The 26,412-nt window shown below is 32.8% G+C and carries 18 protein-coding genes; 1 reads left to right on the forward strand and 17 read right to left on the reverse strand.

Annotation, left to right across the window (positions count from 1 at the left end):
- The first annotated feature begins 139 nt into the window (after window positions 1-139).
- Complete coding sequence (locus tag HNP35_RS00100) at window positions 140-1,939, forward strand: hypothetical protein (protein WP_184159633.1); 1,800 nt, start codon at window positions 140-142, stop codon at window positions 1,937-1,939.
- Between the two features lie 56 nt (window positions 1,940-1,995).
- On the opposite strand, the gene HNP35_RS00105 is transcribed toward HNP35_RS00100, so the two are convergent.
- The 17 genes from HNP35_RS00105 to HNP35_RS00185 all read right to left on the reverse strand — a co-directional run bounded on the left by HNP35_RS00105 (window position 1,996) and on the right by HNP35_RS00185 (window position 26,408).
- Complete coding sequence (locus tag HNP35_RS00105; RefSeq protein ID WP_184159631.1) at window positions 1,996-2,430, reverse strand: YMGG-like glycine zipper-containing protein; 435 nt, start codon at window positions 2,428-2,430, stop codon at window positions 1,996-1,998.
- A gap of 252 nt (window positions 2,431-2,682) precedes the next feature.
- Window positions 2,683-3,960 (reverse strand): kynureninase, encoded by a 1,278-nt coding sequence (kynU, locus tag HNP35_RS00110; protein WP_184159629.1) that lies wholly within the window; start codon window positions 3,958-3,960, stop codon window positions 2,683-2,685.
- Between the two features lie 310 nt (window positions 3,961-4,270).
- Complete coding sequence (queA, locus tag HNP35_RS00115) at window positions 4,271-5,320, reverse strand: tRNA preQ1(34) S-adenosylmethionine ribosyltransferase-isomerase QueA (RefSeq protein ID WP_135223526.1); 1,050 nt, start codon at window positions 5,318-5,320, stop codon at window positions 4,271-4,273.
- Window positions 5,321-5,680: 360 nt separating this feature from the next.
- A complete protein-coding gene (aroA, locus tag HNP35_RS00120) occupies window positions 5,681-6,910 on the reverse strand; it encodes a 3-phosphoshikimate 1-carboxyvinyltransferase (protein ID WP_184159627.1) in 1,230 nt (409 codons plus the stop codon).
- A gap of 98 nt (window positions 6,911-7,008) precedes the next feature.
- A complete protein-coding gene (locus tag HNP35_RS00125; RefSeq protein WP_012022600.1) occupies window positions 7,009-7,335 on the reverse strand; it encodes a nucleotide pyrophosphohydrolase in 327 nt (108 codons plus the stop codon).
- A 3-nt stretch (window positions 7,336-7,338) separates the two neighbouring features.
- Window positions 7,339-9,303 (reverse strand): DUF3857 domain-containing protein, encoded by a 1,965-nt coding sequence (locus HNP35_RS00130; protein ID WP_184159624.1) that lies wholly within the window; start codon window positions 9,301-9,303, stop codon window positions 7,339-7,341.
- A gap of 3 nt (window positions 9,304-9,306) precedes the next feature.
- The gene (locus tag HNP35_RS00135; RefSeq protein ID WP_184159622.1) at window positions 9,307-11,295 is read right to left on the reverse strand and encodes a DUF3857 domain-containing protein; all 1,989 of its coding nucleotides are present in this window, start codon (window positions 11,293-11,295) and stop codon (window positions 9,307-9,309) included.
- A 5-nt stretch (window positions 11,296-11,300) separates the two neighbouring features.
- The gene (locus HNP35_RS00140) at window positions 11,301-13,313 is read right to left on the reverse strand and encodes a DUF3857 domain-containing protein (RefSeq protein WP_184159620.1); all 2,013 of its coding nucleotides are present in this window, start codon (window positions 13,311-13,313) and stop codon (window positions 11,301-11,303) included.
- Between the two features lie 37 nt (window positions 13,314-13,350).
- Window positions 13,351-15,258 (reverse strand): DUF3857 domain-containing protein, encoded by a 1,908-nt coding sequence (locus tag HNP35_RS00145; protein ID WP_184159618.1) that lies wholly within the window; start codon window positions 15,256-15,258, stop codon window positions 13,351-13,353.
- Between the two features lie 64 nt (window positions 15,259-15,322).
- Complete coding sequence (dtd, locus tag HNP35_RS00150) at window positions 15,323-15,775, reverse strand: D-aminoacyl-tRNA deacylase (protein ID WP_184159616.1); 453 nt, start codon at window positions 15,773-15,775, stop codon at window positions 15,323-15,325.
- Window positions 15,776-15,918: 143 nt separating this feature from the next.
- Window positions 15,919-16,896 (reverse strand): ribosome small subunit-dependent GTPase A, encoded by a 978-nt coding sequence (gene rsgA / locus HNP35_RS00155; protein ID WP_184159615.1) that lies wholly within the window; start codon window positions 16,894-16,896, stop codon window positions 15,919-15,921.
- A 139-nt stretch (window positions 16,897-17,035) separates the two neighbouring features.
- On the reverse strand, window positions 17,036-20,392 hold the full coding sequence (locus tag HNP35_RS00160; protein ID WP_184159613.1) for a VIT domain-containing protein: 3,357 nt from the start codon (window positions 20,390-20,392) through the stop codon (window positions 17,036-17,038).
- A 219-nt stretch (window positions 20,393-20,611) separates the two neighbouring features.
- A complete protein-coding gene (locus HNP35_RS00165) occupies window positions 20,612-21,694 on the reverse strand; it encodes a bifunctional 3-deoxy-7-phosphoheptulonate synthase/chorismate mutase type II (RefSeq protein WP_144217355.1) in 1,083 nt (360 codons plus the stop codon).
- A gap of 13 nt (window positions 21,695-21,707) precedes the next feature.
- Window positions 21,708-22,562: a prephenate dehydrogenase gene (locus HNP35_RS00170; RefSeq protein ID WP_184159611.1), complete on the reverse strand. Its 855-nt coding sequence runs from the start codon at window positions 22,560-22,562 to the stop codon at window positions 21,708-21,710.
- A 151-nt stretch (window positions 22,563-22,713) separates the two neighbouring features.
- Window positions 22,714-23,859, reverse strand: a complete 1,146-nt coding sequence (locus tag HNP35_RS00175; RefSeq protein WP_184159609.1) for a pyridoxal phosphate-dependent aminotransferase — start codon at window positions 23,857-23,859, stop codon at window positions 22,714-22,716.
- A 90-nt stretch (window positions 23,860-23,949) separates the two neighbouring features.
- Complete coding sequence (locus HNP35_RS00180) at window positions 23,950-24,792, reverse strand: prephenate dehydratase (RefSeq protein ID WP_184159607.1); 843 nt, start codon at window positions 24,790-24,792, stop codon at window positions 23,950-23,952.
- Window positions 24,793-25,244: 452 nt separating this feature from the next.
- Window positions 25,245-26,408 carry a DUF1501 domain-containing protein gene (locus tag HNP35_RS00185; protein ID WP_184159605.1) on the reverse strand — a complete coding sequence of 388 codons (1,164 nt, stop codon included), beginning with the start codon at window positions 26,406-26,408 and terminating at the stop codon, window positions 25,245-25,247.
- Window positions 26,409-26,412 lie beyond the last annotated feature (4 nt).

Below are 26,412 nucleotides of genomic sequence, written 5' to 3' on the forward strand. Positions count from 1 at the left end.
CGAATTATTTTTAAACGAATAGATTAAAAGAAAATTCGTGAATTCGTGGCTATAAAAACTTTACCCGCAAACCTGACAATTATCAGTTTTTAAAAAAAATTATTGTTTTTCATTTGCCTTTATTTTAATCTGAAGACAAATGACAAAAACACCCTTACACACTTTTCATATTCCGGTAATGGGACTTGCCTATACGATAGACAGCCCGATACGAGTGGCGCAATATGGGATTTCGTCTGTTGTTGCTCTCGCCGATGATGATTTGATCGAGAAAATGCGTAATTTTTATAGCACAAAATTCAACATTCCGTACGAAGAAATCACTCAAAAATTTCATGACTATCGCGCAGAAAGAATAACTTCTTACTTAAATTTAGTTGACAAAATTGTAAAAGAAAAATTCGAAAATTTCAAAACTGAATTAGCAGAAAGCAAAACCGCTCTTGAAAATTTTATGTCGATGCTACCTAACACTTCTGACATTAAAAAAGGTTTTCAGAATTTAATGGATGACGGAATCGCTTTTAAAGAAAACATTCAACATTATATTGAATCGCATCTTTTTCCGGGAGAAATTGATGTGAACATTATGACGAAATTGGACAAAGATAACTTTGTAAAAAACGAACAGCTTCCAATTGATTTTAATGATGCTCACGCAGCTTTGCGCGGATTTGCAAATAGTAATCTAGAATCGTCTGTTGTGCTTTCTGCCGGAATGAATCCGAGATTGTTTGGTTACTTCGAAAACTTCAAAGATTTTTTTCCGAATGAAAAAAACGAACTTAAAAAGAAAATCATTCTAAAAGTAAGTGATTTTAGATCGGCAATGATTCAGGGAAATTTCCTTGCTAAAAAAGGACTTTGGGTTTCAGAATATAGAATTGAATCAGGATTGAACTGCGGTGGCCACGCCTTCGCTACAGACGGACTTCTTTTAGGTACCATTTTAGAGGAATTCAGGCAAAAAAAAGAACAATTAGTACAATCTGCCCATGATTTAATGATTAAAGCTTTACAGCTAAAAAATCAAGTTTTTCCTGAAAAGCCTTTAGATTTAAAAATTACAGTTCAAGGCGGTGTTGGAACTTCAGAAGAACATGAGTTTTTATTAGACCAATACAAAGTTGATTCTGTTGGTTGGGGATCTCCTTTTTTACTAGTTCCTGAAGCTACTTCTGTCGATCAGGAAACTCGAAATTTATTGATGAATGCCAAAGAAGATGATTTCTATTTAAGTAATATTTCGCCTTTGGGAGTTCCCTTTAATACTTTGAAAGGAACTACAAACGAATTTTTAAAACAAAAAAGAATTCACGAAAACAAAGCTGGAAGTTCTTGCCCGAAGAAATTCTTAGCGCTAAGCAAAGAATATGATCCTCATGGAATTTGTACGGCTTCAAAAAAATATCAGGATATTAAACTAGAAGAATTAGAGAGCAAAAAAGATACTTTATCTACTGAAGAATTCGAAAAAAGCAAAATTAAAATCACAGAGAAATCTTGTTTGTGTGTTGGTTTAGCGAATGCTTCTTATCTTGAAAATGACATCAAAATAAAAGGTCAGGCACAAGGCGTTGTAATTTGCCCTGGTCCGAATTTGGCTTATTTTGATCAGGAGGTTTCTTTGAAAGAAATGCTTCAGCATATTTATTATGGAAAATCGGTTATAAGAACAAACGACCGCCCGAACTTATTTATTAAAGAATTAAAAATGTATGTTGCTTATTTCAAAAACGAAATTGAATCTATTTCTTCTGAAATTTCTACAGCACAACTTAAAAAATGGAATACTTTTAAATCTAATCTGTTAGATGGAATTGAGTATTATAAAAATTTATTTGAATCGACGACAGTCTTTAAGGGCGATCTAAATCAACTCGATTCTTGTAAATCAGAATTAGTTGATATTAAAATTCCCGTTTCCGAGCTGGTTTAAAAATGAAAACCCCAAATTATTTCTAATTTGGGGTTTGTTTTTTATTTATAGAAAAATTATTCTTTTTTCTTGTTCTTGCTGTCAATAACAGCTCCTGTTCCAGTTCCTAAAGCAGCACCGGCTAAACCACCAATAATAGCACCTTCGCCTTTTTTCTTGCTGACAATTGCTCCAGTTGCAGCACCAACTCCGGCGCCAATTACGGCACCTTTAGCAGTTGCACTCCAACCTTTCTTTTTGGTCGTTGTGGTCGTAGTTGTTGCTTGTCCATTTGCAGGCTGCTGTACAACAACAACTTTTTCAGATTCAACTTTCTGCTCTTCTTTTATCTTCGCCATTTCAGTCTTCATTGAATCGATAACACGTTGTTTGTTAATCTCAACTTTCATTGAATCAATACTGGCTTGTTTGGCTTTATTTATATCTTCTTTGCTTTGATGTTGGCAAGAAGTAAAAATTATTGCTGCTAATAAAATATATAAGCCTTTCATGATTGTAGTTATTTAAAATTATACACTACAAAATACGGAATATCTGCTATAATGATTATTACAGAATTTTTTCGAAAGTTTATAACATTAAAAGATTTTGTGTTTTAAACTGAATAAATTTAATCTCGCAAAGGCGCAAAGTCGCAATGATTTTTTCACGCAGATTTAGAAAGATTTAAGCAGATGTTCACAGATTATTAAATAAAAATCATTTTAAATCTGCTAGAATCTGCAAAATCTGCGTGAAATAATTTACTTCCCTAAAATTCCTTTTTTCAAAATCTGTCCAAAATCATACATGTCTTCATATGAAGAATACAAAGGAACTGGCGCAAGACGAATAACGTTTGGTTCTCGCCAATCTGTGATGACTCCGTTTTTCATTAAATAATCGAATAAACTTCGTCCTTGTCCATGTAGGAAAACAGATAATTGTGAAGCTCTTTCTTCTGGATTTGAAGGTGTAATTATTTCAAAAGTACTTTCTACTTCTTTATCAATTTCGTGAAGAATAAATTCTAAATATGAAGTAATATGATCGCGTTTTGCAATTAAGGCGTCCATGCCAACCTCAGCAAACATTTCTACAGAAGCTAAATAAGGTGCTAACGAAAGAACTGGTAAATTACTAATCTGCCATCCATCTGCTCCGTGAACTGGATCAAAATTTGGTTCCATTTTAAAACGGCGTTCTTTGTTGTGTCCCCACCAACCTGCAAAACGTGGTAAATCTGGATTGTTATGATGCCTTTCGTGAACGAAACAGCCAGAAGCATTTCCTGGTCCAGAGTTCATATATTTATAACTGCACCAAGCAGCGAAATCTACATTCCAATCGTGAAGTTCTAATTTGATATTTCCTGCAGCATGTGCTAAATCCCAACCCACTTTTGCTCCTGCTTTTTGTCCGGCAGCAGTAATGGTTTTTATGTCGAAAACTTGTCCTGTATAATAGTTTACTCCGCCAATTAGAACTAGAGCCAACTCATCTCCTACTTCTTCAATTTTTGCGAGAACATCTTCTAAACGAATATTATGTTCGCCTTCGCGACGTTTGATTTCTACGATTGCATCTTCTGGTTTATAACCATGAAAATGAACCTGGCTTTGGAACATATATTGATCTGATGGAAAAGCTTTTTCTTCGCAAATAATTTTGTAACGTTTTCCTTTTGGCTGATAAAATGAAACCATCAATAAATGAAGATTTACTGTCAAAGTATTCATTACAGTAACTTCAGACGGAAGTGCTCCTACAATTTTGCTTAAAGGTTCAGAAAATCTTTCCTGATAATCCCACCAAGGTTTCTCGGCATAAAAATGACCTTCAACGGCAAGTTCCGCCCAGTCATTCATAACTTCATCAATATAAGCTTTGGTACGTTTTGGTTGTAATCCTAATGAATTTCCAGTAAAGTAAATAACTCGTTTGTCATTCACTTTTGGAAATATAAATTGTTCCTGATAATGGTTTAATGTGTCTTTTGAATCTAGCTCTCGTGCAAATTCGCGTGTATTTTGAAAAGTCATTGTGTTTTTGTTTTGGACGCTAAAATAACAAAAATTGTTTGTTTTGTTTCAGGTTTAAAGTTTCAAGTTGATATATCTTGTGTGATTTAACGCAAAGTTCGCAAGGATTTTTTGCTCAGTTTGTGTTTATCAAATGTAAAAGAACGCAAAGCTTTGTGAACTTAGCGTTTGTAAACGTTAATCTTGATAAAAAACCTTTGCGAACTTTGCGTTAAATCACACAACGAACTTCAAAACTTGAAACCATTAAAAACAAAAAACCCGACAAGTCTCAAAAACTCGTCGGGTCTTTTTATACTATAAATTCTAATTAAAGAATTAACATCGCATCTCCGTAAGAATAGAATTTGTATCCTTCTTTGATCGCTTCTTCGTATGCTTTTTTCATTAAATCGTGACCACAGAAAGCAGAAATCATCATTAACAATGTTGATTTTGGTGTGTGGAAGTTTGTAATCATACAGTTTGCAATACTGAAATCGTGAGGAGGGAAAATGAATTTATTTGTCCATCCTTCGTAAGGATTTAAAGTATTTGCAGAAGAAACTGAACTTTCGATTGCACGCATAGAAGTTGTTCCTACAGCACAAATACGTTTTTTCTTTGCTTTTCCTTCGTTTACAATATCACAAGCTGCTTGAGTAATGATTAATTCCTCAGAATCCATTTTATGTTTAGATAAATCTTCAACCTCAACTGGGTTAAAAGTTCCTAAACCAACGTGTAAAGTTACCTCAGCAAAATTTACTCCTTTGATTTCTAATTTTTTCAAAAGGTGTTTTGAGAAGTGTAAACCAGCAGTTGGCGCCGCTACAGCTCCTTCTTCTTTTGCGTAAATAGTTTGGTATCTTTCAGCATCTTCTGGAGTAACATCTCTGTTGATGTATTTAGGAATTGGAGTTTCTCCAAGTTCTGTCAATTTGTTTCTGAATTCTTCATAAGAACCATCGTATAAGAAACGTAAAGTTCTACCACGAGAAGTTGTATTGTCAATTACCTCAGCAACTAATGAATCATCATCGCCAAAATAAAGTTTGTTACCAATACGGATTTTTCTAGCAGGATCTACTAAAACATCCCAAAGACGTTGCTCAGAATTTAATTCTCTTAATAAGAAAACCTCAATTCTCGCTCCAGTTTTTTCTTTGTTTCCGTACAAACGTGCAGGGAAAACTTTTGTATTATTTAAAATTAAAACGTCTCCGTCATCAAAATAGTTGATAACGTCTTTAAACATTTTATGTTCGATAGTGTTTTTTTGACGGTCAATTACCATTAAACGAGATTCATCTCTATTTTCTGCTGGAAATTCAGCCAAAAGTTCTTTCGGTAAATTGAAATTGAAGTGTGATAATTTCATATTTGAATTGTTGATTTTAGAGTGTAGATTTTAGATTTGTTTATCTAAAATTTTAAATCGGATGCAAATATACGATTGTGAGATAGGCGTTGTCAAGTGTTTTGACGTTTATTTTTAAAAGTCCTTGATTTTGTGGTGTTTTCGTAACCATTAAAAATGCGTTTTTTGAACCATATAAGAAATATAAGTTCATTTAAAAAAGTTCCAAAGCTGCAAAGTGACAAAGTTTCTGAGGCTTTAAAAAACTGTCAGGTGTTTACTTTTTAGATAAGCATAAAAAAAACCTCTGGTATCAATCAGAGGTTATATTATTAAGCTTTATTTAAATGAACTTATATTTCTTATATGGTTCAAAAAAAATTACAATTCTGAGATTTGAAAGTTCAATGCTTTTAAATCATTCCAGAAATCTGGGTATGATTTAGAAACTACTTCGGCATCATCAATAATAATTGGAACTTTAATTGCTAAAGGAGCAAATGCCATTGCCATACGGTGATCATTATATGTCGCAATGTGAACATCGTGATTAATAACTCCTGAACGCTTTAAAGTTAAGCTGTCATTGGTTACAGAAATATCTGCTCCTAATTTTGTAAGCTCGATTCGTAATGCTTCAAGCCTATCTGTTTCTTTAATTTTTAAGGTATGAAGTCCAGTCAAGTGGCATCCAATTCCTAAACCTAAACAAGTTACCACAATAGTTTGAGCAATATCTGGCGTGTTGTTCAATTCAAAATTTACATCTTGATAATTGAAACCAGCTACTTTTTCCAAAGTCATTTTATTGTTTTGGAAAGTCGTTTTCACACCCATTTTTTCATAAAGAGAAACTAATTCTGAATCTCCTTGAAGACTGTTTTCTTTATAACTGCTTAAAGTAATTTTTGCAGCATCAGATAATGCAACTAAACTAAAGAAATAAGAAGCAGAACTCCAGTCAGATTCTACAACCATTTCTTTTGTTTCAACCGCTTCTTTAGGATAAACTTTAATTACATTTCCTTCAAAACTTGTTTTAATATCTAAATCCGTTAACAAAGCTAATGTCATTTTGATATATGGAATTGAAGTGATTTCTCCTTCTAAAGTCAATTCTAAACCATTATCTAATTTTGAAGCAACTAACAAAAGAGCCGAAATATATTGACTGCTTACATTGGCTGCCAAAGTTACTTTTGAAGCCGTAACTTTTTTTCCTTTAATTCTGATTGGCGGATAACCTTCTTCTTTTTCATAAGAGATTTCAACACCTAATTGCTCCAAAGCTTCAACCAAGATTTTGATTGGACGCTCTTGCATTCTGCTTGAACCAGTCAAAACCACTTCTCTTCCTTCGTTTACCGAAAAATAAGCAGTTAAGAAACGCATTGCAGTTCCTGCATGGTGAATGTCTACAATTTCGTCATTTCCTGCCAAGGCTTTTTGCATTACTTCGCTATCGTCAGAGTTTGAAGTATTGGCTAAAGTAATATTTGGGAATAATGCTTTTAATAGTAATAAACGATTCGTTTCGCTTTTTGAACCTGTGATATTGAGTTGCGAATCATCAATTATGAATGATGAATTCGTCGTTAATTTTAAATTCATGATATTAGTTATGAGTTGCGAATTATGAGTAACATAATCCAAGCGCGCAATTTACCACTCCTCGTCCGTAAATCAAAATTCACGCTGAAATTTCACAATTATTTCAATTTATCGTTGTTTTTGTGACGATCTTTATCTCTAACCGATTTTAAATCCATTTTTTTGTCAAAAGCCGCTTGTAAATCGATTCCTGTTTGATTTGCCAAACATAAAACCACAAAAACAACATCTGCTAATTCTTCACCTAAATCTTTGTTTTTATCGCTTTCTTTTTCAGATTGTTCTCCGTAACGACGCGCAATGATTCTAGCAACTTCACCAACTTCTTCTGTAAGCTGCGCCATATTGGTCAATTCGTTAAAGTAACGAACACCGTGTTCTTTTATCCAAGTATCAACATCTAACTGTGCATTTTTCAAATCCATCTTCTAGGTCTTTTTAAGAATTATTTTGTCATTTTGAATTTCGATTATTTTCTGAAAAAAGTCTTTTATCATGCTATAATCTTCAGCTGCAAAGATAGCTTTACTTATTTCTTGTGTCACTTTAATTTGTATTTGATTTTCATCAGACATAATATTCATTGTATAAGAAGCTGCTTTGTCTTCCATTACGATTCTTATCGGAGAAGGCAATGATTCTACTGTATAGCCTTTTGGTATTTGCAAAAACATATTAAATCTTCGTTGTTCTGGAAAACCAAAATAAATTGGCATTTGCCTTTTTTCTAGTTTAAATGGATTGCTTTTGTAAGCAAAAAACAATAACGGATTTACAAATAATTTTCCTCCAATTATATCGTACGCTTTATCGATACTGAAAGAAGCTTTTTCCATAACTGGCTTTGATAAATCTTGATTTTCAGCCCTGTAATCTTCTATTTCGATGCCATTAAACTGCTGTTCAAATTTTTCTATGTTGCTCTCATTAGTTTTAGTACCGTATTTTTCTCTAAAAATCAAAGCATTATAATCTGTTTTTTGCAAAGACAAACTTCCTTCTAATTTCGCTTGCTCCGGATCTATAAATGCACTGACAGTATTATTTATTACCGAGAATTGGGTTGGAATTAATTCTACTTCTTGACTATTTCCGTTTTCTTTTATCAATCTTCCTTTCCAATTTAAAACATTTAATGGAAGAATATTTGGAACTGTAAACTTACTGGTTGCATCTAATAAAATCTGTTTTCCATCTATTTCTGCAGCCGCTATAAGATAATTGAAAACCGTTCTGTTAGGAAAAACTGAAACTCCATTTTCTACCGTACTTACCAAAACAGGATCAACTTGTATCTTTGCTGCTTTTAGCATAGAAATCAGCAAAAGATTGATTTCTGCAGTATTTCCTGTTTTTTCTTCGAATGCTTTTTTTACACCTTTATCAACATAATAGCCTTTCTTCTTATTCCAGTTCATTCTGTTTTGAACGAACTTAAAAATGGTATCCAATCGCTCTCTGGGAGAATTTTTGTTGATTAAAATTTTCTTTAAATCCTCTTCAAAAAAATTTCTGTTTCCCAATTCTTTTGCAAAATCAGCATTTTTATAAGTTGACTCGGCTACACCTTCCCAAGTTTTGGTAAAGTTTACGACTGGTTTATCTGGAAATCTTTTTAGCTCTAATTCGTTTTGAATTGAACCTTTGAAATTGTTTATGTTATTGACATAGTTTTCATCTTGAAGTGCTGGAACATCAACTCCTGAGTATAAACTATTAATTTGTTTATAATTACTTCCATAAACTTGTTTAATAGGCTGAACATCGGCAGTCATTTCTGGTTTATATGTTCCAACAAGAAGTGTTTTATAAATAAAGAACTCTGGAATTTCAGATTTATATTCGAAATAATTTACTGGAATCTCGTATTGAAAATCAAAATCTGGAAGACGAACCAAATCCTCTGATTTCAAAGTATATTTAAATTCGATTACCGAACCTACTTTTACATTGGGTAAAGCGATTGAGGCAACATTCCAATTTTTATTTACTTTTTCTTTAAAGCTACCTTCGCTATTCAGCTTTGTTTTTACTATTGCTCCGTTTTCAAGATTGTATGTTGCAGCATCAGAAAAAGAAACTTTGTCGTCTCTCAAATTTTCATAACCAACATAATAAGAAACTTTTTGGGTCGCCCAGCTTAAACCTTCTTTTTTATAAATTTTTACCCGAAACTCATACACATGATTAGCAAGAAATCCGCTTTGCTCATTGTAAGTAAAAAAAGTTCTCCCTTTTTTAAATAAAATCGCGGCTGGCGCGGCAGTGTCTTTGGGATTTACCTTTTCCTGCAATTCCTGGACTGTTACTTTTCCTAATTCAAACTTTTGAGCATTAATTCTGGTAAGGGAGAAAATTAAAAAAAAGAAAACAGCAAGGGAACGAGAATTCATTGGTTATATTTTTTTGAGAATAATTTTTTGGTCTAGACTAACAATCATCTTTTGAAAAAGCATTTTTAAAGAATCATAGTCCTCTGCGGCAAAAGTACTACTGTTTATGTCTTTAGAAAAACTAAACTGAATTTTGTTGCCATCTTTCATAATATTCATCATTACTATAATGGAGTTATCTTGAAAAACATATTTTGCAGGTTTTGGAAGTGATTCTACATCATAACCTTCTGGCATTTCTAAGTTAACCAGAATCTTTTCCTGATTTGGATAACCAAAATAAATTTCCATCTGTCTTTTTTCTTGAACGAAAGGATTTTTCGTTTTTGCATAAAACAGCAACGGATTTATAAATAACTTTCCGCCAATGCTTTCTACAAAATTATTGGTTTCAAAAGCGAACGTTTCTAAAATTGGATCCGAGAGATTGGTAATTTTATTACTTACCGAATAGTCAGAAATTTTTAAATCACCTAATTGCTGTTCTAATTTTTCAATATAATCCTGCTGATTTTTAGCTCCATTCTGAACTCTAAATCTATAAGCATCATAATCGGTACGCTGAATTCTGATTTTACCATCTATCTTTCCATTTGGATTTATTGTAGCGACCATATTCGAAATTTCTTTTGAAGCTTTAGAAGGAACCAAATCAATTTCTTTCGAATTTCCATCGCTTTTAATTAATCTTCCTTTCCAGTTTAAAACATTCAATGGCAAAATATTTGGCGAAGTATATTTCTTGGAAGCGTCGAGCAGAATTTGTTTTCCGTCAATTTCTGCGCATGCAATTAAATAATTAAAACCCGTTCTAGTAGGATAAACCGGAACACCATTTTCAATTGTACTTACCAAAACTGGGTTGGCATCTACTCCTGCCAATTTCAACATGTTTAGTAATATGAAATTGATTTCGGCAACATTTCCTGTCTGTTCTTTGTATGCTTTCTCAACTCCTTTTTTTGAAAAACAACTGTTAATCTCATTCCAATTCATTTTATTTTGAACGAACTTAAAAATGATATTTGTTCTTTCTTCTAATGATTCTACGTTACCGAGCAGCTTTTTCACATCTTCTAGAAGAAAATCTCTTTTGCTGAGTTCTTTTCCAAAATTTTCATCTTTAAAAATCGTCGTTGCAACGCCTTCCCAAGTAATCGTAAAATCTTTTACAGGTTGTTCGGGCATTCGAATGCGTTCTAACTCATGTTTAATAGAACCTCTATAATTTTCTAAATTATCAACATAAGGTTCTTCTAATAAGGCGGGAATATTTTTTCCTGAATAAAAAGCATTTATCTGTTTATAACTTAGTTTTCGGGTTTGCCCATATTCGTTATCAAAACTCTGGTTTCCGTTTCCAAGTTTTGCATCGTTTTCTATTTTATTTTTTCCCGTCAGAATGGTTTTATAGATATAAAATTCTGGGAATTCTGTTTTATACTCAAAATAATCTACAGGAATATCAAATTGAAAATCAAAATCAGGAAACTCTCCAATATTTTCAGATTTTAAAACGTATTTGTATTCTATAACAGATCCGACTTTGACATTAGGAAGTGTTATTGTTTTTTCATTCCAATATTCATTAATTTTTTTCTTGAACTGACCTTGGCTTTCAAGTTTGGTTTTTTCTACTTTCCCGTTTTCCAAATTGTACGTTACTGCATTCGAAAACTCTAACATGTCTTCTCTTAAGTTTTGGTAACCAACATAGTAATGTACTTTTTGATCTGCCCATTTCAATCCTTCTTTCTTATAAATTTTAATTTTAAATTCATAAGTATGAACGGCAGAAAAACCTACTTTTTCATTATATGTAAAAACGGTTTTTCCTTTTTTGAATAAAATGGCGGCAGGCGCCGAAGAATCTACAGGATGTATTTTTTCTTCTAATTCGGCAACAGTAACTTTTCCAAGCTCATATTTCTGAGCTTGGATATTTATTGTACTACAAAATAAGGCAATACAAAACAGCAAAGATCTTAACATGATATTTATATGCGTTTTAGAACTATTTTTTCTGTTTGTTTTGCGATTACTCCTTTATAGTATTCTTTTAGCATTTCATATTGTTCTGTACTAATAATAGCTTCATTAATTTGATTGACAACCATTAATTGCAAAACATTATCATTTGCCAATATATTAAACTTGAAGCTTCCTAAGTTATTTTCCATGTTGTAAGCAACAGGCTGCGGTAATGTTTCTACTGCAAATCCATCAGGAATTTTGATTGTAATATTGAATTTGTCTTGAAACGGATAACCAAAATCTACTGGATATTCGCGCACTTCTTGCTTGAAAGGATTTTTTTCTTGAGCAAAAAACAACATTGGATTTACATATATTTTTCCTCCAATCATTTCAGACAAATCGCCTCCTTTAAAAGAATAAGATTCAATTGTTGGAGATAGCAATTCCTTCTCGTTAGTTCTAGAATATTCGCTTACTTCAATTTTTCTATTATTATTTTCAAGTTTTTCTAGATATTCATCTTCTTTCGATTTTTCGAAATTTTCTCTACTCAACATTGCTCTGTAATCGGTGCACTGTCTTCTAGCTTTTCCGCTTACTTTTCCATCAGCATCAATATCAAAATTCATAAAAACAATATCATTTGATGTTTTATGTGGCATTAAATCTATTTCTTCAGAAGAACCATTTTTTCTAATCAATCTTCCGAACCAGTTTAATGTTCTAAATGGAAGAACGTTTGGCACAGAATATTTATAACTGGCATCTAATAAAATGTATCCTTCTGGAGTTTCAACAGCAGCAATAACATAATTAAAGGCATTTCTGTTTGGAAACAAAGCAATTCCGTTAGAACGTGTGCTTACCAAAACTGGGTTTGCTGTCAAACCTGCAGAACGCAACATTGCTGTAAGCATTAAATTAATATCTGCGATATTTCCTGTTTTATCTTTATATGCTTTTCGCACACCGTTATCACAGCTAAAACCTGTATAACCGTTCCATTTTACATTTCCTTTTACAAAATTTAAGATTGCCCAGATTTTTTCGTTTTGGTTGGTAATTCCTCCCAGAAATTTTTTCAAATCTTCTTCAAAATAACCAGTTTTATTCAATTCTGGACCAAAATCCTCATATTCATAAATTGTTTTCACAACAGAATTCCAGTCTGTAGAAAGTTCCTTAACTGGTTGATTAGGAAAACGAACTAACGATAATTCGTGTTCAACACTTGAAGTATAATTGTCAATATTATTTACATAATCCTCATCTTTTAAAGCAGGAAAATCTTGAGCAACATACGTAGTTTCGGTTTCTACATAATCAATTTTATCGTTATAAAATTCTGTTCTAGAAACAAGTCCAGTTCCTCTTTCTTTACTATTAATTGTTACACTTTTAGGGTTTTTAACAGTAGTTATTTTAGGAAAAATATATCCTTTTTGTCTTGGTTTAAAAACATAATATTCTGGATAAGCTATTTTAAACTCAGAGTAGTTAACTGGAATAGAAGTCTGAAAATCCCAATCACGAACAATAGATTCGCGAGGGCATCTTATAGAATAATGATATTCTATAACAGAACCTTCTTTTACATTTGGCATTGTAATTTTTTTTAGACCTCTAAATTTAGAAAGAGCCTCATCAAAAGAACCATCACTCTTTAGTTTTGTTTTTTCAATCTTTCCATTTACAAGATTGTAAGTAACAGCATCAGAAAAAAATACTCTTTCTTTTAAATTGGTCTGATTGTAATACCAAACACTTTGATTGGCCCACTCGTAACCTTCTTTTTTATAAATCTTAATACGAGCTTCAACATCTGTGACCATTATAAAACCTTCATTCTGGTCAAATTCCATTTTAGACACTCCTTTTTTGTACAAAATGGCAGCAGCAGCTGAAGAATCTTTAGGATGAACTTTCTGCTCTAATTCGGCAATAGAAACTTTTCCTAATTTGAATTCTTGCGAAATCGCTTTGGGAGCGACTAGCAGAATGCAAGACAAGCTAAGTAGTTTAATAATTTTCATTGGTAATTCTTGGTTTGTTTTTGGGTTATGATTCGTTTTAATTCTTGGTTAATATTATTTTGGCATTATCATTTCTAGAAATCTGTTCCATAAATAAACGGTACTCATCATAGTCTTTACTTGAGTATTTCCCTTTATTTAAAAACATCGATCTTTTGTAAGTCAGCTTATTATTTTCTTTTTTTATGATTTCTGTTTTATATTCTCCAAACTTACCTTTAAGTTCATAATTTGAAGGAAGAAATTCGATACTGAAACCTTCTGGAAGATTGATTTCTATTTCATCAGTATCTAAATAACCACGCTGAATTTGAAATGGATTTTTTCTATTTCTTATTCGCTTAATATTGGCTGTTGATTGATTGAATGCATCAACTACAAAAATCATTTTATTACCTGAAATCGCTCCGTAATTTGTGGCACTTAAATGCACATCTTCCGTAAAACGTATATTTTCTTTATCGTTGGTAAAAGTGATTTTACCCAATTTTAAATTATTAATGTTATCCCAATATTCTTTATAATGCTCTTCTTTTTCATTAGGAAGAAAAGTTTCGACTCTCGATTTTTGGGCATATTGGCTTCCTTCTGAAATTATAGCTAACGTTCCTGAAAAATTTCCATCTTTATCAATTGAATAATTTCCTTTTCCGTATTGTTTATTTCCTTTGTCATCGTAAATTTTAGTTCTAACAATTTCTCCACCTTCTGGTTTCACAACTAGGACATCTCGGTCGTCGGTAAAAGTCCCTTGATATCCAAACGGATCGTCTTGACTTGTACATTCTAACCAAACATAGTTATCTCCTGTAGGAATTGCGAGAATCATATGGTTTCCTTGCATAGAAACAAAATCCGATTGAATATCTGTCTTGTATGGATTTCCATATAAAATGGTATTGTATGACGGAACATCCACAACTTGTAGAAGTGCTTTTGTATAATTGGACAATGCTTTACAATCTCCATATCCTAATCGATCTACGTCATTTGCCATCATGGGTTTCCAACCTCCAATTCCAACAGCGATATTTACATATCTAGATTTTTTCTGTACGTAATCGTAAATGATTTTTGCTTTTTTAATCGGATCTTTTTCATCTCCAACAAGTGCTTTTATTTTTACTTTGGTTTCTTCCGGTAAAACTGTTGTCCCGGTTAAAATTTTATCGCCATACCATTTTCCAAATGCTTCCCAAGTAGTTGCCTTACCATCTACTCCTTCCAAGTGAAAATTCTCTAATCCCATCATTACTTTAGGGAAAAGATCTCCATAACTTGGACTCAGATCTTCTGGTTTTTGAGCGGGAATATTTGTTGCTATATAGCTTAATTGAGTATCGGTTTCTGTTGTTTTCTTAATATTGAAATCGGAAAAACGAAATTCTTTCTTTTTAAATCCTAGCTCTTTAGGGAAAGTAACATTTAAAGCACATTTTTGGACACTTAAATAATAGCCTCCCACAAAATACCATTGCGGTATAAAAGCGGTATTTGAAGTTTCAATTTCGCTTGTATAAACAATAGTAAAGGGATATGAAATTGGAGTGTAATCGAGATAGAGAACACGGTTATCTGAGAAAAGTGTACTACCGCTAACAGCGCTTTGATCTCTAAAATCTTTTCGTTTTATTTTTTTTATTTCTTTGCCAAAAGCGTCATATACAATTGCTTCTATATTTTTTATTGAAGTCGATTTATCATAATGCTGATATCCATCGACATCATTTAAACCTTTACTGTTAAGAACAGAAATGACTCTCTGCACTTTTATATTCATACTTCTTTGAGAAGCAATTGTAATATCCATTTGATCTAAACGAAGAACTGCATTGGCATTATCCTTTAAACTATCGGAAATAGAAAATACCGAATAATCATTTTTTTGAGCAAAGGAATTAACTGTAAAAAGGAGAAAAAATAACGCGCAAAAAAGTTTTTTCATTAGTAAGTTTTTTCACCAAATATATATTATTTTTAGAAAACCTTAACAAATGTTTAGTAATTTTTTACTCTCTATTTTGGCTGTCCATTAAAATAGTAACAGGCCCGTCATTTAGAAGGCTAACTTTCATATCTGCACCAAAAATTCCGGTTTGAATTTTCTTTTGAAACTCCTTTTCTAAAGCTTGTACAAATTTTTCATACATCGGAATTGCAAAATCTGGTTTTGATGCTTTTATGTAAGATGGACGATTTCCTTTTTTTGTAGAAGCGTGAAGAGTAAATTGGCTTACCGCAATAATATCGCCATCTACATCTTGAACCGAACAATTCATGACGTCATTTTCGTCACCAAAAATTCTCATTTTTATAATTTTCCCGGCAAGCCAGTCAATATCTTCTTGAGTATCGGCATCTTCAATTCCGACTAAAACTAACAATCCTTTTTGAATATTAGCAACAATTTTAGAATCTACTGTTACTGATGCTTCAGATACTCTTTGAATTACAACTCTCATTTTTTATTTTTTAGCCACAGATTAAAAGGATTATAAAAATTTTAAATTCCAATGTTAGATGCACTGAAGTGCATCTCTACAAAATATTGATGTTATTTTTTATAATTGGAATTTGGATTTTTTTAAATTGGAATTTCAAAAGATTATTTTCTCGTTTCGTCACTCGCAGCGCGATCTTCCCCATAAGTATCTGTACGGTAGTGCTCGTCGTCGCCTTCGAGGATTTTAAGATAGCTATTGTAACGTGACCAAGCGATTTCGTCTTTTTCTAAAGCTGCTTTTATAGCACAATGCGGTTCTTCTTTATGCAAACAATTATTAAACTTACATTGATCTTTTAATTTGAAGAATTCCGGAAAATAACCGCTAATTTCTGATGGTTCCATATCAACGATTCCGAAACCTTTAATTCCTGGCGTATCTATAATTCTTGCATCAAAAGATAAATCGTACATTTCTGCAAAAGTAGTTGTATGCTGCCCTTGTTTGCTTTGTTCTGAAATAACAGAAGTTTTTAAATGAAGACTTGGTTCCATCGCATTTACTAAAGTCGATTTTCCTACTCCAGAATGTCCAGAAAACATACTTACTTTTCCGACCATCATTTCTTTCAGTTTGTCAACTCCTTTGTTTTCTGTTGATGAAATTCGTAGACATTTATAACCTATTTCAGAATAAATGTGCTGTAGGTAAAGTTGATCGTCTAAAGTTTGATCGTTTAATGTATCAATTTTATTAAAAATAAGAATCGCTTCAATTCCGTATGCTTCGGCAGTAACCAAAAAACGATCAATAAAACTTGTAGTTGTTGGCGGATTATCGATTGTAACTAATAAAAAAACCTGATCAATATTGGAAGCAATGATATGAATCTGTTTGGACAAGTTAACCGATTTACGAACGATATAATTTTTTCTTTCGTGAATATTATGAATCATTCCGGTAACAGCGTCAGAAGTTTGCTCTAATTCATAATCGACTATATCGCCTACAGCAATAGGATTGGTACTTTTTATACCTTTTATTCTAAATTTCCCTTTCATACGGCATTCCACAAAATCTCCATTTTCAGATTTTACGGTATACCAGCTTCCTGTAGATTTATAAACGGTTCCTGTCATTCTTTAATTTTAGATTGCTGAATTTAGATTTTAGATTGCTTTTTAAACCTAAAAAATAAAAGGCAAAATTACGTTTTTAGAATTGAACAACGCAACTTCGCCTTTTAAATTTGAAATCTCTAATTTGATTTTATGAATCTTACCAAACAATTACAGCTAAATCTTCATTTTCTTTCACTTTTCCTAACTGAATTGTTTTTAAAGTTCTGGTTGTTTTTCCTGCCTTAGTAGTATAAATTTCAACCATAATTGTAGCTGGGCCATTTTCAGTTAATTCCGTTTCTCCAAAATAATCACTCTGAATTTTATATTTCCCTTTAACAGCATTTCTTATGATATACTGTTCTGGGCCATAACCATCTGTAAAATCTTTAGAAAATCTTCCGCCAATTTGTGTTGATGTATGGCTGTAATAACATTCCTCGCCAGTTGGTTCAATTACATGCAGATCCAAATCAACATCCATTTGATTCCAATTCATGATTATTCGAATATCAACAGGCATTTTTGTGATATATTTTTTATCTAATTTACCTGTTTTCAAACCAGGATGTGCTGTCATTAATCGGTTAATATCCATCAAAATAATATCTTCTACTCCTTCATACTGACCACCCATTTCTCCATAATAATTTACTTCAAGTGCTTTAATTAATTGATTAAAAGCCTCTTGATATTTTCCAGTATCTTCAAGTGTCAAAGCATAATCTCTAAGACTCTGTGGTTCGTGTTCTCTCCATTTTACAACTTGTTTTGCGGTAAAAACGGCATCATCATAATCTTTCCACTGGCGCAATGTATAAGTAAGAGTTTTATACAATTGATGATTCTCTAAACCTAAATCGGCAACATTACTTATAATCAACAACGCCTTTTTAATATCGCCTTGATTGTAGAAAAAGTGAGCCACATCAAAATAAAAACTTGGATTTCTTTCTTGCGTATTTCTTAATTCGAAATACAAATCATATTGTTTTTCTTTTGGTGCTGATGCCAATGCTTTTAAATATAATCGATCTGGATTCCAACTTTTTGTTTGGACAATACCATTATTTGAAGATTTCTTTTTCGTTGTTATAATAATAACTCCATTTGCTGCCCTGCTTCCATAAACAGAAATTCTAAACGGATCTTTCAAAACATCTACCGACTCAACATCATCAGAATTTAAATCAGCCACTTCTCCCTCATAAAACTGACCATCTACTATAATTAAAGGCTTTTTTGAATCTCTAGCCAAATAACCTTCATCTGTACCTGAATCTTGAGGTATAAATTTATCTTTTGAAATACTTTCTGTAACAGCGCCTACTACTTCACTTTTCTTTTGAGTTCCGTAACCTACTACAACTACTTCTTCTAATTTGGCAGAATTTGAATTTTGATTAATTACTTCACTGCCAACTTTCTTATCTTTTAAATCAGTGATTTTTGGTGCATCCTCAGTAACCTCTTCTGCTTTTGCAACAACTGGTCTAACAAATTTAACTTGATCTACTTTTGGTTCAGATGGTGGAGGTGGCGTATTGTATACCGCATTATCTTCTACAATAGTCGTTGATACTGGTCCTGCTCCAATTGGCTCATCTATTGTTAAAACAGCATCAGGATTTCCTTTTATCGTTTCACGTCCATAAGCTATTCCTGATTGAACCTCATTTTTATGCTTATATTTAGACGCTATTTTTTGCCCATTATATTTAATATTCTTTTTCCACCAAACATCTAATCCTTTAAAATAACTGTCTATACTTTCCCAATTACTTCTTTGCTGAGCTAATGAAGTATCATGTTCTTGTTTTTTAATTCTGTCAAATTCGGCACGCAATTCAGTTGGTGGAATAATATCATAAGAAATATAATCTCTGATATCTTCTAAAACAATCAACGAAGTGTTTTTGGTTACAATTCCGAATTTCTTTCCAAGAAGTTCAATTTCATCAGCGTTTTTAGCATATTCTAATTCAAGATTTGCGATTTTTTTCTGTGCCCAAAGTTTTTCAATATTAATATCATTACTATTTTGAGTTGAAGCATCAAGCGTAATTTTTCTTTCTAAAACCACTTCATTATTATAACCAAATAGTAACGTAATTTCATTTTTTGAGTTTAAAGAAATTCCAGAAAAACTAAAATTCCCTGAAACCGACGTTCCTTCCATCGGAAATAAATCGGTTACGGTTAAATTCTCTTTTATTCCTAAAAATTTCAAATTTGTATTCGTCAATTTATCCAAAGCAGTTTCAGCATTTATCTGATTTAAATTGATAAAACTACCGCCAGTTTTTGTGGACGAAAAATTCAGAAAAGCAAAATCAGCAGAAACTGAAGATGTAATTGAATAAACTGGTTTTTTAGTTTTTGGCAGAAGATTTTCACTCAAAGAAGATAATCCGTCTGTAAAAAATAAATATTCATCCTGACCTGTAAAGTTCAATTTCGAAAATCGAGTTCCGCCATCGTATCTCGTTTTTTCTAAAATAGCTTTTAAAGCTGACCAATTCCCATCAGAAATAATATATTCTTGCTGTTTTTCAAAAGTATAATTCAAAAAGTACAATGTAACTTTTGTGTTTTTTACTTTTTGGAAATAAGCATCTAGCAAATCCAATTCTTTTTTCAAATCACGATTTTTACAACTCAAAGAATTATCCCAAATTAAACCAATTGAAGCTGGTGTTTTTTTAGCAGTTTTATTTCCTTCAATAAAAGTATTTCCATAAAAATAATACTGTCCACCAACGTCTTGCATTAAAACACTTGGAATATTTTGCTGTATTGGAATTTTAAGTACTATTTTTTCTGATGGTTGATAATTTTCTTTTTTAATAGATGCCTGAAAAGCCTGATTCCATTTTGAAAATGTAATTTCATTTCCTGAATTTTCAGTAACTGTTGGTGCCGTAGAAGCTCCTAAAACAGAAACGTTAATTTCGAACTGATCTAATTTTTTAGGAAAACGACTTACTAACTGATATGCTAAATTATCTTTATCAACAGCTGAGAGTTCTTCTTCATAACCAATAACAACAGTTCGCTCGCCATTTGGCATTAGTGGATAAATTCTAGTTTTGAAATTATTCCCATCTACTTTTTCTAACAATCCCGGATCGACGCGACGATGTTCGATTGCTTCAAAAACTTGTTTCCCTTTATTTTTATTTACCGGAACAGCTTCACGAAGTTTTCCATTAATATCAATAGCATATCTTGAAACAGAAACATTTTCTGGTAAAGGAAAAATAAGTTCTGCCTCCATCTGACGATTCCCCGAATTAAAAAAATGCATTTCAGCGGTAGTGTAAGCAATATTGCCAACGACTTTTACATTTACAAAAAGTTTATTCATTCTCACTTTTTCTGCTTCTTCCCCTTTTACAGTAAGTTCAGGGCTTTGTGCAAAAGTTTTTGTTCCAATAAACAAGAAAAAGAGAAGCAATACATTCAAATTCACTTGAAAAATGCTCGGCGCAGACGAAAACAATTTTAATTTCATAATACAAAAATTAAGGTTCATATTGTTATAGAGAACAAAAAACGTCAAAAGGTTGGGAAGATAAAACTTATTTATCAAAAAAAATCTCCAATGCCCGAAAGCAGTGGAGATTTAATATAAAAACAATCTAATTTTAAATGCGTGATATAATAAAACTCAATAACAAAGTTTTTAAAAACCTTAAATTAACTTATATCACTTATATGGTTTAACAAGAAATTATGCGTTGAAAATTTTCTCTTGGTGACCGATACTTTCCTGGTGAATCGCTTTGAACATTCTTAAAACGAATTCTTCAGTAAGACCTTTTTTCTCACCTTCTAAAATCATTTTTCCTAAGATTTCGTTCCAACGGTTGTTTTGAAGAATCGCAACGTTCGCATCTTTTTTCACCTGACCGATTTCGTCAGCCACTTTCATACGTTTTCCTAACAATTCTAATAAGTTAGCATCAAGTACGTCGATGTTAGCTCTTAATTTTGTCATTTTTTGGCTGTACTCGTCTGTAGTATCATCCGTTTTTCTGATAGTCAAATCTTTGATGATTTGTTTCAAAGTATCTGGAGTAACTTGCTGAGCAGCATCAGACCAAGCGTTGTCTGGATCGATATGCGTTTCGATGATCATACCATCGTAGTTCAAGTCTAAAGCCTCTTGAGTTACTTCGAAAATCATTTTACGATCTCCAGTAATGTGAGATGGGTCGATGATTAATGGTAAATCAGGGAATTTATTTTGCAATTCGATAGCAATCTGCCACTCTGGAATGTTTCTGTATTTTGTTTTTTCGTAAGTAGAGAAACCTCTGTGGATAACTCCTAATTTCTCGATTCCAGCCATGTGTAAACGCTCAACACCACCTAACCATAAAGCTAAATCTGGGTTTACAGGGTTTTTAACCAAAACGATTTTATCAGTTCCTTTTAAAGTATCTGCAATTTCTTGAACTGCGAAAGGGTTTGCAGTTGTACGTGCACCAACCCATAAAACGTCGATATCATATTCTAAAGCAAGTTTACAGTGAGCTGCAGTTGCAACCTCAGTTCCCATTAATAAACCAGTTTCAGCTTTTGCTTTTTGTAACCATTTTAATCCGATTTCTCCAATACCCTCAAATCCTCCCGGACGAGTTCTTGGTTTCCAGATTCCAGCTCTGAAAACGCTTACTTTTGAATCTTTTAATTCGTGAGCGATTTTCAATACCTGATCTTCAGTTTCTGCACTACAAGGTCCAGCTATCACAAGTGGGTGATTTAAATTGAAATCTTCTAACCACTTTCTCATTTCTTTTTTATTTTCCATTTTATTATAGTTTTTACTTTTTAATTAATCCGTTTAATATTTCTTTTATTTTATTTGTGCTTTCCATTTCTTCAAAAATGGCGTTGTAATCTTCTTCTTTTAACAAATCTCTAAACCGACTGAGATTTGAAATATAAGCTTCTAAAGTTTCCAAAACGTGTTCTTTATTCTGCTTAAAAATGGGTGTCCACATCGCTGGCGAACTTTTGGCTAAACGAACGGTACTTTCGAATCCACTTCCCGCCATATCAAAAATATCCTGTTCGTCTTTTTCTTTATTCATTACCGTTTTCCCGAGCATAAACGAACTGATGTGCGATAAATGCGAAACGTAAGCAATGTGTTTGTCGTGCGAAACTGGATCCATATATCGAATTCTCATTCCTATTGAGGTAAAAAGATTCAGTGCTTTTTCCTGCAATTTGAAAGTGGTTTTTTCCACTTCGCAAATGATATTTGTTTTTCCTTGAAACAAACCTCTTATTGCTGCTGATGGCCCTGAGAACTCTGTTCCTGCAATTGGGTGCGTTGCTATAAAATTTCTTCTTTTCGGATGATTGGCAACTGCATCACAAATTGGCTTTTTAGTCGATCCTACTTCAAAAACAATTGTTTTATCTCCAACCGCATCCAGAACTTTTGGCAAAACCGTTAAGGCCACATCCACCGGAACCGAAACAATTACAAAATCAGCTTTTTGTAAATCTTCAAAGCTTCCCGCTTCGTCAATAACTCCTAACTCAATCGCTTGTTGTAAATGTTGTTCGTTGCTATCGATTCCAAAAATAGTCGCTTCAGGATAACGCCCTTTGATGTCTAACACCATCGAACCTCCAATTAATCCTATTCCTATTACGTATACTTTCATACTATTTCTTTAATTTCCAATTTTAAAATTCCAAATTCCAACTTTTACTTTCATTTGTCACCCTGAGCGAAGTCGAAGGGCTTTCCTATTGAAGCGGGCTTCGACTTCGCTCAGCCTGACAATCTGAAATCTAAAATCTGCATTCTAAAATCTAAAATCGATCTATCGCTTCTTGTACTTTTTCTTCTTTTACACACAATGAGAATCTGATATATCCTTCGCCGTTGCTTCCGAAAATGGTTCCTGGCGTGATGAAAATATGTTTCTCATATAATATTTCGTCAATGAACTTCTCTGCTGATTCGATTCCTTCCGGAAGTTTTGCCCAAACAAATAAACCAACTCCTGCTGCATATACTTTACAGTTTAACTTTTCAGCTAGTTTCTCCGTTAATTCTCTACGGCGTCTGTAAATTTTGTTTTGATCTTCGAACCAAGATTTATCACATTTTAATGCTGCGATGGCGCCTTTCTGAATTCCGTAATACATTCCGCTGTCCATGTTGCTTTTTACTTTTAGAACCGCATCGATAATTTCAGGATTTCCTAAAACCATTCCAACTCTCCAGCCTGCCATGTTGAATGTTTTGCTTAATGAATTCAATTCTAAAGCCACATCTTTTGCACCTTCAACCTGCAATAAACTCATCGGATTATCATTCAAAACAAAACTATACGGATTGTCGTTGATCAATAAGATGTTGTGTTTTTTAGCAAAAGCAACCAATTTTTCAAATAACGCTAAACTTCCTCTTGCTCCTGTCGGCATGTGCGGATAACCCAGCCACATAATTTTTACTTTCGAAAGGTCTAATTTTTCAAGAGCTTCAAAATCTGGTTCCCATCCATTTTCTTCTTTCAAATCATAATAAACCGGAACTGCTTGAACTAAATTGGTTACCGAAGTATAAGTTGGATAACCTGGATTCGGAATCAAAACGTGATCGCCTTCATTTAAAAATGCTAACGAAATATGCATAATTCCTTCTTTCGAACCCATAAGAGGTAAAATCTCATTATTCGGATTCACTTCAACACCAAACTGATCACGATAAAAATCCGCCATCGCCTGTCTCATTTCTGGCAATCCCTGATAGCTTTGATAGCCATGTCCGTTTTCGTCTTGAATTGCCGCAGCGACTGCTTCAATTACTGCTTTTGACGGACTCAAATCAGGGCTTCCAATTCCCATGTTGATGATCGGTTTTCCTTCAGACATCAACTGACGAACTTCTCTTAGTTTTGATGAGAAGTAGTATTCTTCAACTGTGTCTAATCGTTTTGCTGTTGTAATCATTTTTTTATTGCTTTAGGCCTTAAGCTTTAGGCTCTTTTAAACTTTTTAATTTGCTTTTTTTTTGACTTTAAGACTTTCGACTTTCCAACTTTATGACTCAGTAGTCAAAGGTTTCGTATTTCTATATTCTCCTAATACTTTAAAATATTCTGCCATTATATTTAAAAGCGATTTTGCTTTTGCATAATCTTCGTATTTCTCAAAAGTCACATCTACGAAAAATGAATATTTCCAAGGCGTTTCAATTTTTGGAAGCGACTGGATTTTTGTCAAATTCAGTTTGCAGTCGCTCATTACATTTAAAACCGCTGCTAGACTTCCTCTTTTATGATCTAATTCAAATTTGATTGACGCTCTGTTGATTTCGCTTTCTGGCAAAAATGAATTTTGCTTTTTGATGATTACGAAACGCGTCATATTGTTTTTAATCGTTTGAATCGATGATGCAATAATATCCAAATCGTACATTTCAGAAGCCGTCACACTTGCAATTGCTGCAATTCCTGTTAACTGTTTTTCTTGAATTCTTCTCGCTGTTTCAGCTGTATCTTTATCCTCTATCAATTTGATATTTGGATATTGTTTCAAGAAATCCATGCATTGCAAAAGTGCCATTGGGTGCGAATGAACTTCTTTTATATCTTCAATTTTCTGACCTTTTAAAGCCATTAAATTTTGCTGAATGTTTAAATAATGCTCTCCAATTATGTGCAGATTGTTCTTGTCAATCAATGCATAATTTGGAATAATCGGGCCTGCAATCGAGTTTTCAATCGCCATAACGGCCTGATCAGATTTTCCGGCAATAAGGCTATCGATCAATTCTTCAAAAGACAAACATTCATCAATATCCACATTTTCAGAGAAATACTCTTTCACAACCTGATGATGAAATGATCCTTTTATACCTTGTATTGCAATTTTCGTTGTCATATAGTCAAAAAAAAATCCTGATTTGCATCAGGATTGTATATTAGTTTTATTTGTCTTAATTTTTATCTCAAATAACCATAGCACAATCCTGACTTCTACTAAAGAAGAAATAAAAATTGTTGCTAAAATAAAAACGGTTACTTGCCATTTTGTTTGTGTTTTGTTTTAAATTCTCTGCGAATGTATAAATTATTTTTAGTGCACCAAAAAAAAGATTGCATTTTATGAAACAAAAAAGGATTTCTTAACAAATTTAGCAGGTTTTGTATGATAATATAAAAAAATCAGCTTAAAATGAGAATATTAGAATGAGGTTCTAAGGTTCTGAGATGCTAAGATTCTAAAATTTTTTCGCCACGAATTCACGAATTAGCGCAAATTGTTGTGGATATTTAATTCAAATTTCACAGATTTTAAAAATAAAAATTCGTGAATTCGTGGCTATCAACCCATCAAAACAATCCTGAAACCGGTTTATTCATAATCCCGATTTTAGTATAATCGAAATTCATTTTTTCTTTTAATAAAGATGCATATACACTTCTGAAATCGATTTGGTATTTTAAATCGCCGTTATCTAAGTCAGCTAGATTTGGATTATTTCCTAAAATTGTTCCTTTGTTATTTCCTCCTATAATAAACATTGGCGCCGCAGTTCCATGATCGGTTCCGTTGCCGTTGTCTTTTACGCGTCTTCCGAATTCAGAAAAAACTACGACTGTGACATTCTGTAATAATTGAGATTGTTTTAAATCGGAATAAAAACTAAACAGCGAATCATTTAAATCTGTTAGTTTTCGTTCATGAATGGAAAGCTGATTATCGTGCGTATCAAATCCGTTTAATGAAGTATAATATACTTTTGAGTTCAGATTTCCTTTTATCAGTCTCGCAATCCATTCTAAGTTTTTCGACAATTCTGTTTTTGGATAACTGATTTCAGTTTTTGATTTTACCAAAGCTTTCTGGATTTCATCTGAACCTTCGGTAACGGAATTGGCAATTTTTCGAACAAAATCTAAATGCGGGTTTTTAGACAAAGTCACATTTTCCTCTTTTCCTTTTACTTTAAATCGATTGGGATCTTTTACCGTTATAAAATTAGGTTCGACACCTTTTAAAGCCAAATTATCGATCGAATCTAGATTTATTCCAGCTGTTGCCTGATGTCCGTTGCATTGCAAATCCAGAAATCTTCCGAGCCAGCCTTCATTTATGTATTTATTGGAATCAGTCGCTGTTTGCCAAATTTCCTGACTGCGAAAATGAGAACGAATCGGTTCTGGATAACCGACATTTTGAATTACCGTTAAATCTCCGTTTTGCTGCATTTGAGCAAAATCTTTTAAAGAAGGATGAAATGCCATTCCTTTATTCTTCCCGACAACAGCATCTTTATTTAAAGCAATCTTAGTTCGCAAATCATAATATAAAGGATCATCGTACGGAATAAAGGTATTTAAACCATCGTTTCCGCCATTCAATTGGACAAAAACAATACACTGCTCTCCCACAACCAAATTATTCTGAGAACCAAAAGCATGTAAAAAATCTGGAAGAATCAATAATCCGCCAGTAAAAGTTCCTGTCAGTGTTAAAAAATTTCGTCTATTCATGATT

It is taken from the genome of Flavobacterium notoginsengisoli (genome assembly GCF_014207905.1).
GTDB classification, from domain to species: Bacteria; Bacteroidota; Bacteroidia; order Flavobacteriales; family Flavobacteriaceae; genus Flavobacterium; species Flavobacterium notoginsengisoli_A.

What these genes read in the sequence shown, in the direction of transcription:
- HNP35_RS00100 (WP_184159633.1), top strand. Translation starts at nt 140, where the DNA reads ATGACAAAAACACCCTTACACACTTTTCATATTCCGGTAATGGGACTT.
- HNP35_RS00105 (WP_184159631.1), bottom strand. Translation starts at nt 2,430, where the DNA reads ATGAAAGGCTTATATATTTTATTAGCAGCAATAATTTTTACTTCTTGC.
- kynU (WP_184159629.1), bottom strand. Translation starts at nt 3,960, where the DNA reads ATGACTTTTCAAAATACACGCGAATTTGCACGAGAGCTAGATTCAAAA.
- queA (WP_135223526.1), bottom strand. Translation starts at nt 5,320, where the DNA reads ATGAAATTATCACACTTCAATTTCAATTTACCGAAAGAACTTTTGGCT.
- aroA (WP_184159627.1), bottom strand. Translation starts at nt 6,910, where the DNA reads ATGAATTTAAAATTAACGACGAATTCATCATTCATAATTGATGATTCG.
- HNP35_RS00125 (WP_012022600.1), bottom strand. Translation starts at nt 7,335, where the DNA reads ATGGATTTGAAAAATGCACAGTTAGATGTTGATACTTGGATAAAAGAA.
- HNP35_RS00130 (WP_184159624.1), bottom strand. Translation starts at nt 9,303, where the DNA reads ATGAATTCTCGTTCCCTTGCTGTTTTCTTTTTTTTAATTTTCTCCCTT.
- HNP35_RS00135 (WP_184159622.1), bottom strand. Translation starts at nt 11,295, where the DNA reads ATGTTAAGATCTTTGCTGTTTTGTATTGCCTTATTTTGTAGTACAATA.
- HNP35_RS00140 (WP_184159620.1), bottom strand. Translation starts at nt 13,313, where the DNA reads ATGAAAATTATTAAACTACTTAGCTTGTCTTGCATTCTGCTAGTCGCT.
- HNP35_RS00145 (WP_184159618.1), bottom strand. Translation starts at nt 15,258, where the DNA reads ATGAAAAAACTTTTTTGCGCGTTATTTTTTCTCCTTTTTACAGTTAAT.
- dtd (WP_184159616.1), bottom strand. Translation starts at nt 15,775, where the DNA reads ATGAGAGTTGTAATTCAAAGAGTATCTGAAGCATCAGTAACAGTAGAT.
- rsgA (WP_184159615.1), bottom strand. Translation starts at nt 16,896, where the DNA reads ATGACAGGAACCGTTTATAAATCTACAGGAAGCTGGTATACCGTAAAA.
- HNP35_RS00160 (WP_184159613.1), bottom strand. Translation starts at nt 20,392, where the DNA reads ATGAAATTAAAATTGTTTTCGTCTGCGCCGAGCATTTTTCAAGTGAAT.
- HNP35_RS00165 (WP_144217355.1), bottom strand. Translation starts at nt 21,694, where the DNA reads ATGGAAAATAAAAAAGAAATGAGAAAGTGGTTAGAAGATTTCAATTTA.
- HNP35_RS00170 (WP_184159611.1), bottom strand. Translation starts at nt 22,562, where the DNA reads ATGAAAGTATACGTAATAGGAATAGGATTAATTGGAGGTTCGATGGTG.
- HNP35_RS00175 (WP_184159609.1), bottom strand. Translation starts at nt 23,859, where the DNA reads ATGATTACAACAGCAAAACGATTAGACACAGTTGAAGAATACTACTTC.
- HNP35_RS00180 (WP_184159607.1), bottom strand. Translation starts at nt 24,792, where the DNA reads ATGACAACGAAAATTGCAATACAAGGTATAAAAGGATCATTTCATCAT.
- HNP35_RS00185 (WP_184159605.1), bottom strand. Translation starts at nt 26,408, where the DNA reads ATGAATAGACGAAATTTTTTAACACTGACAGGAACTTTTACTGGCGGA.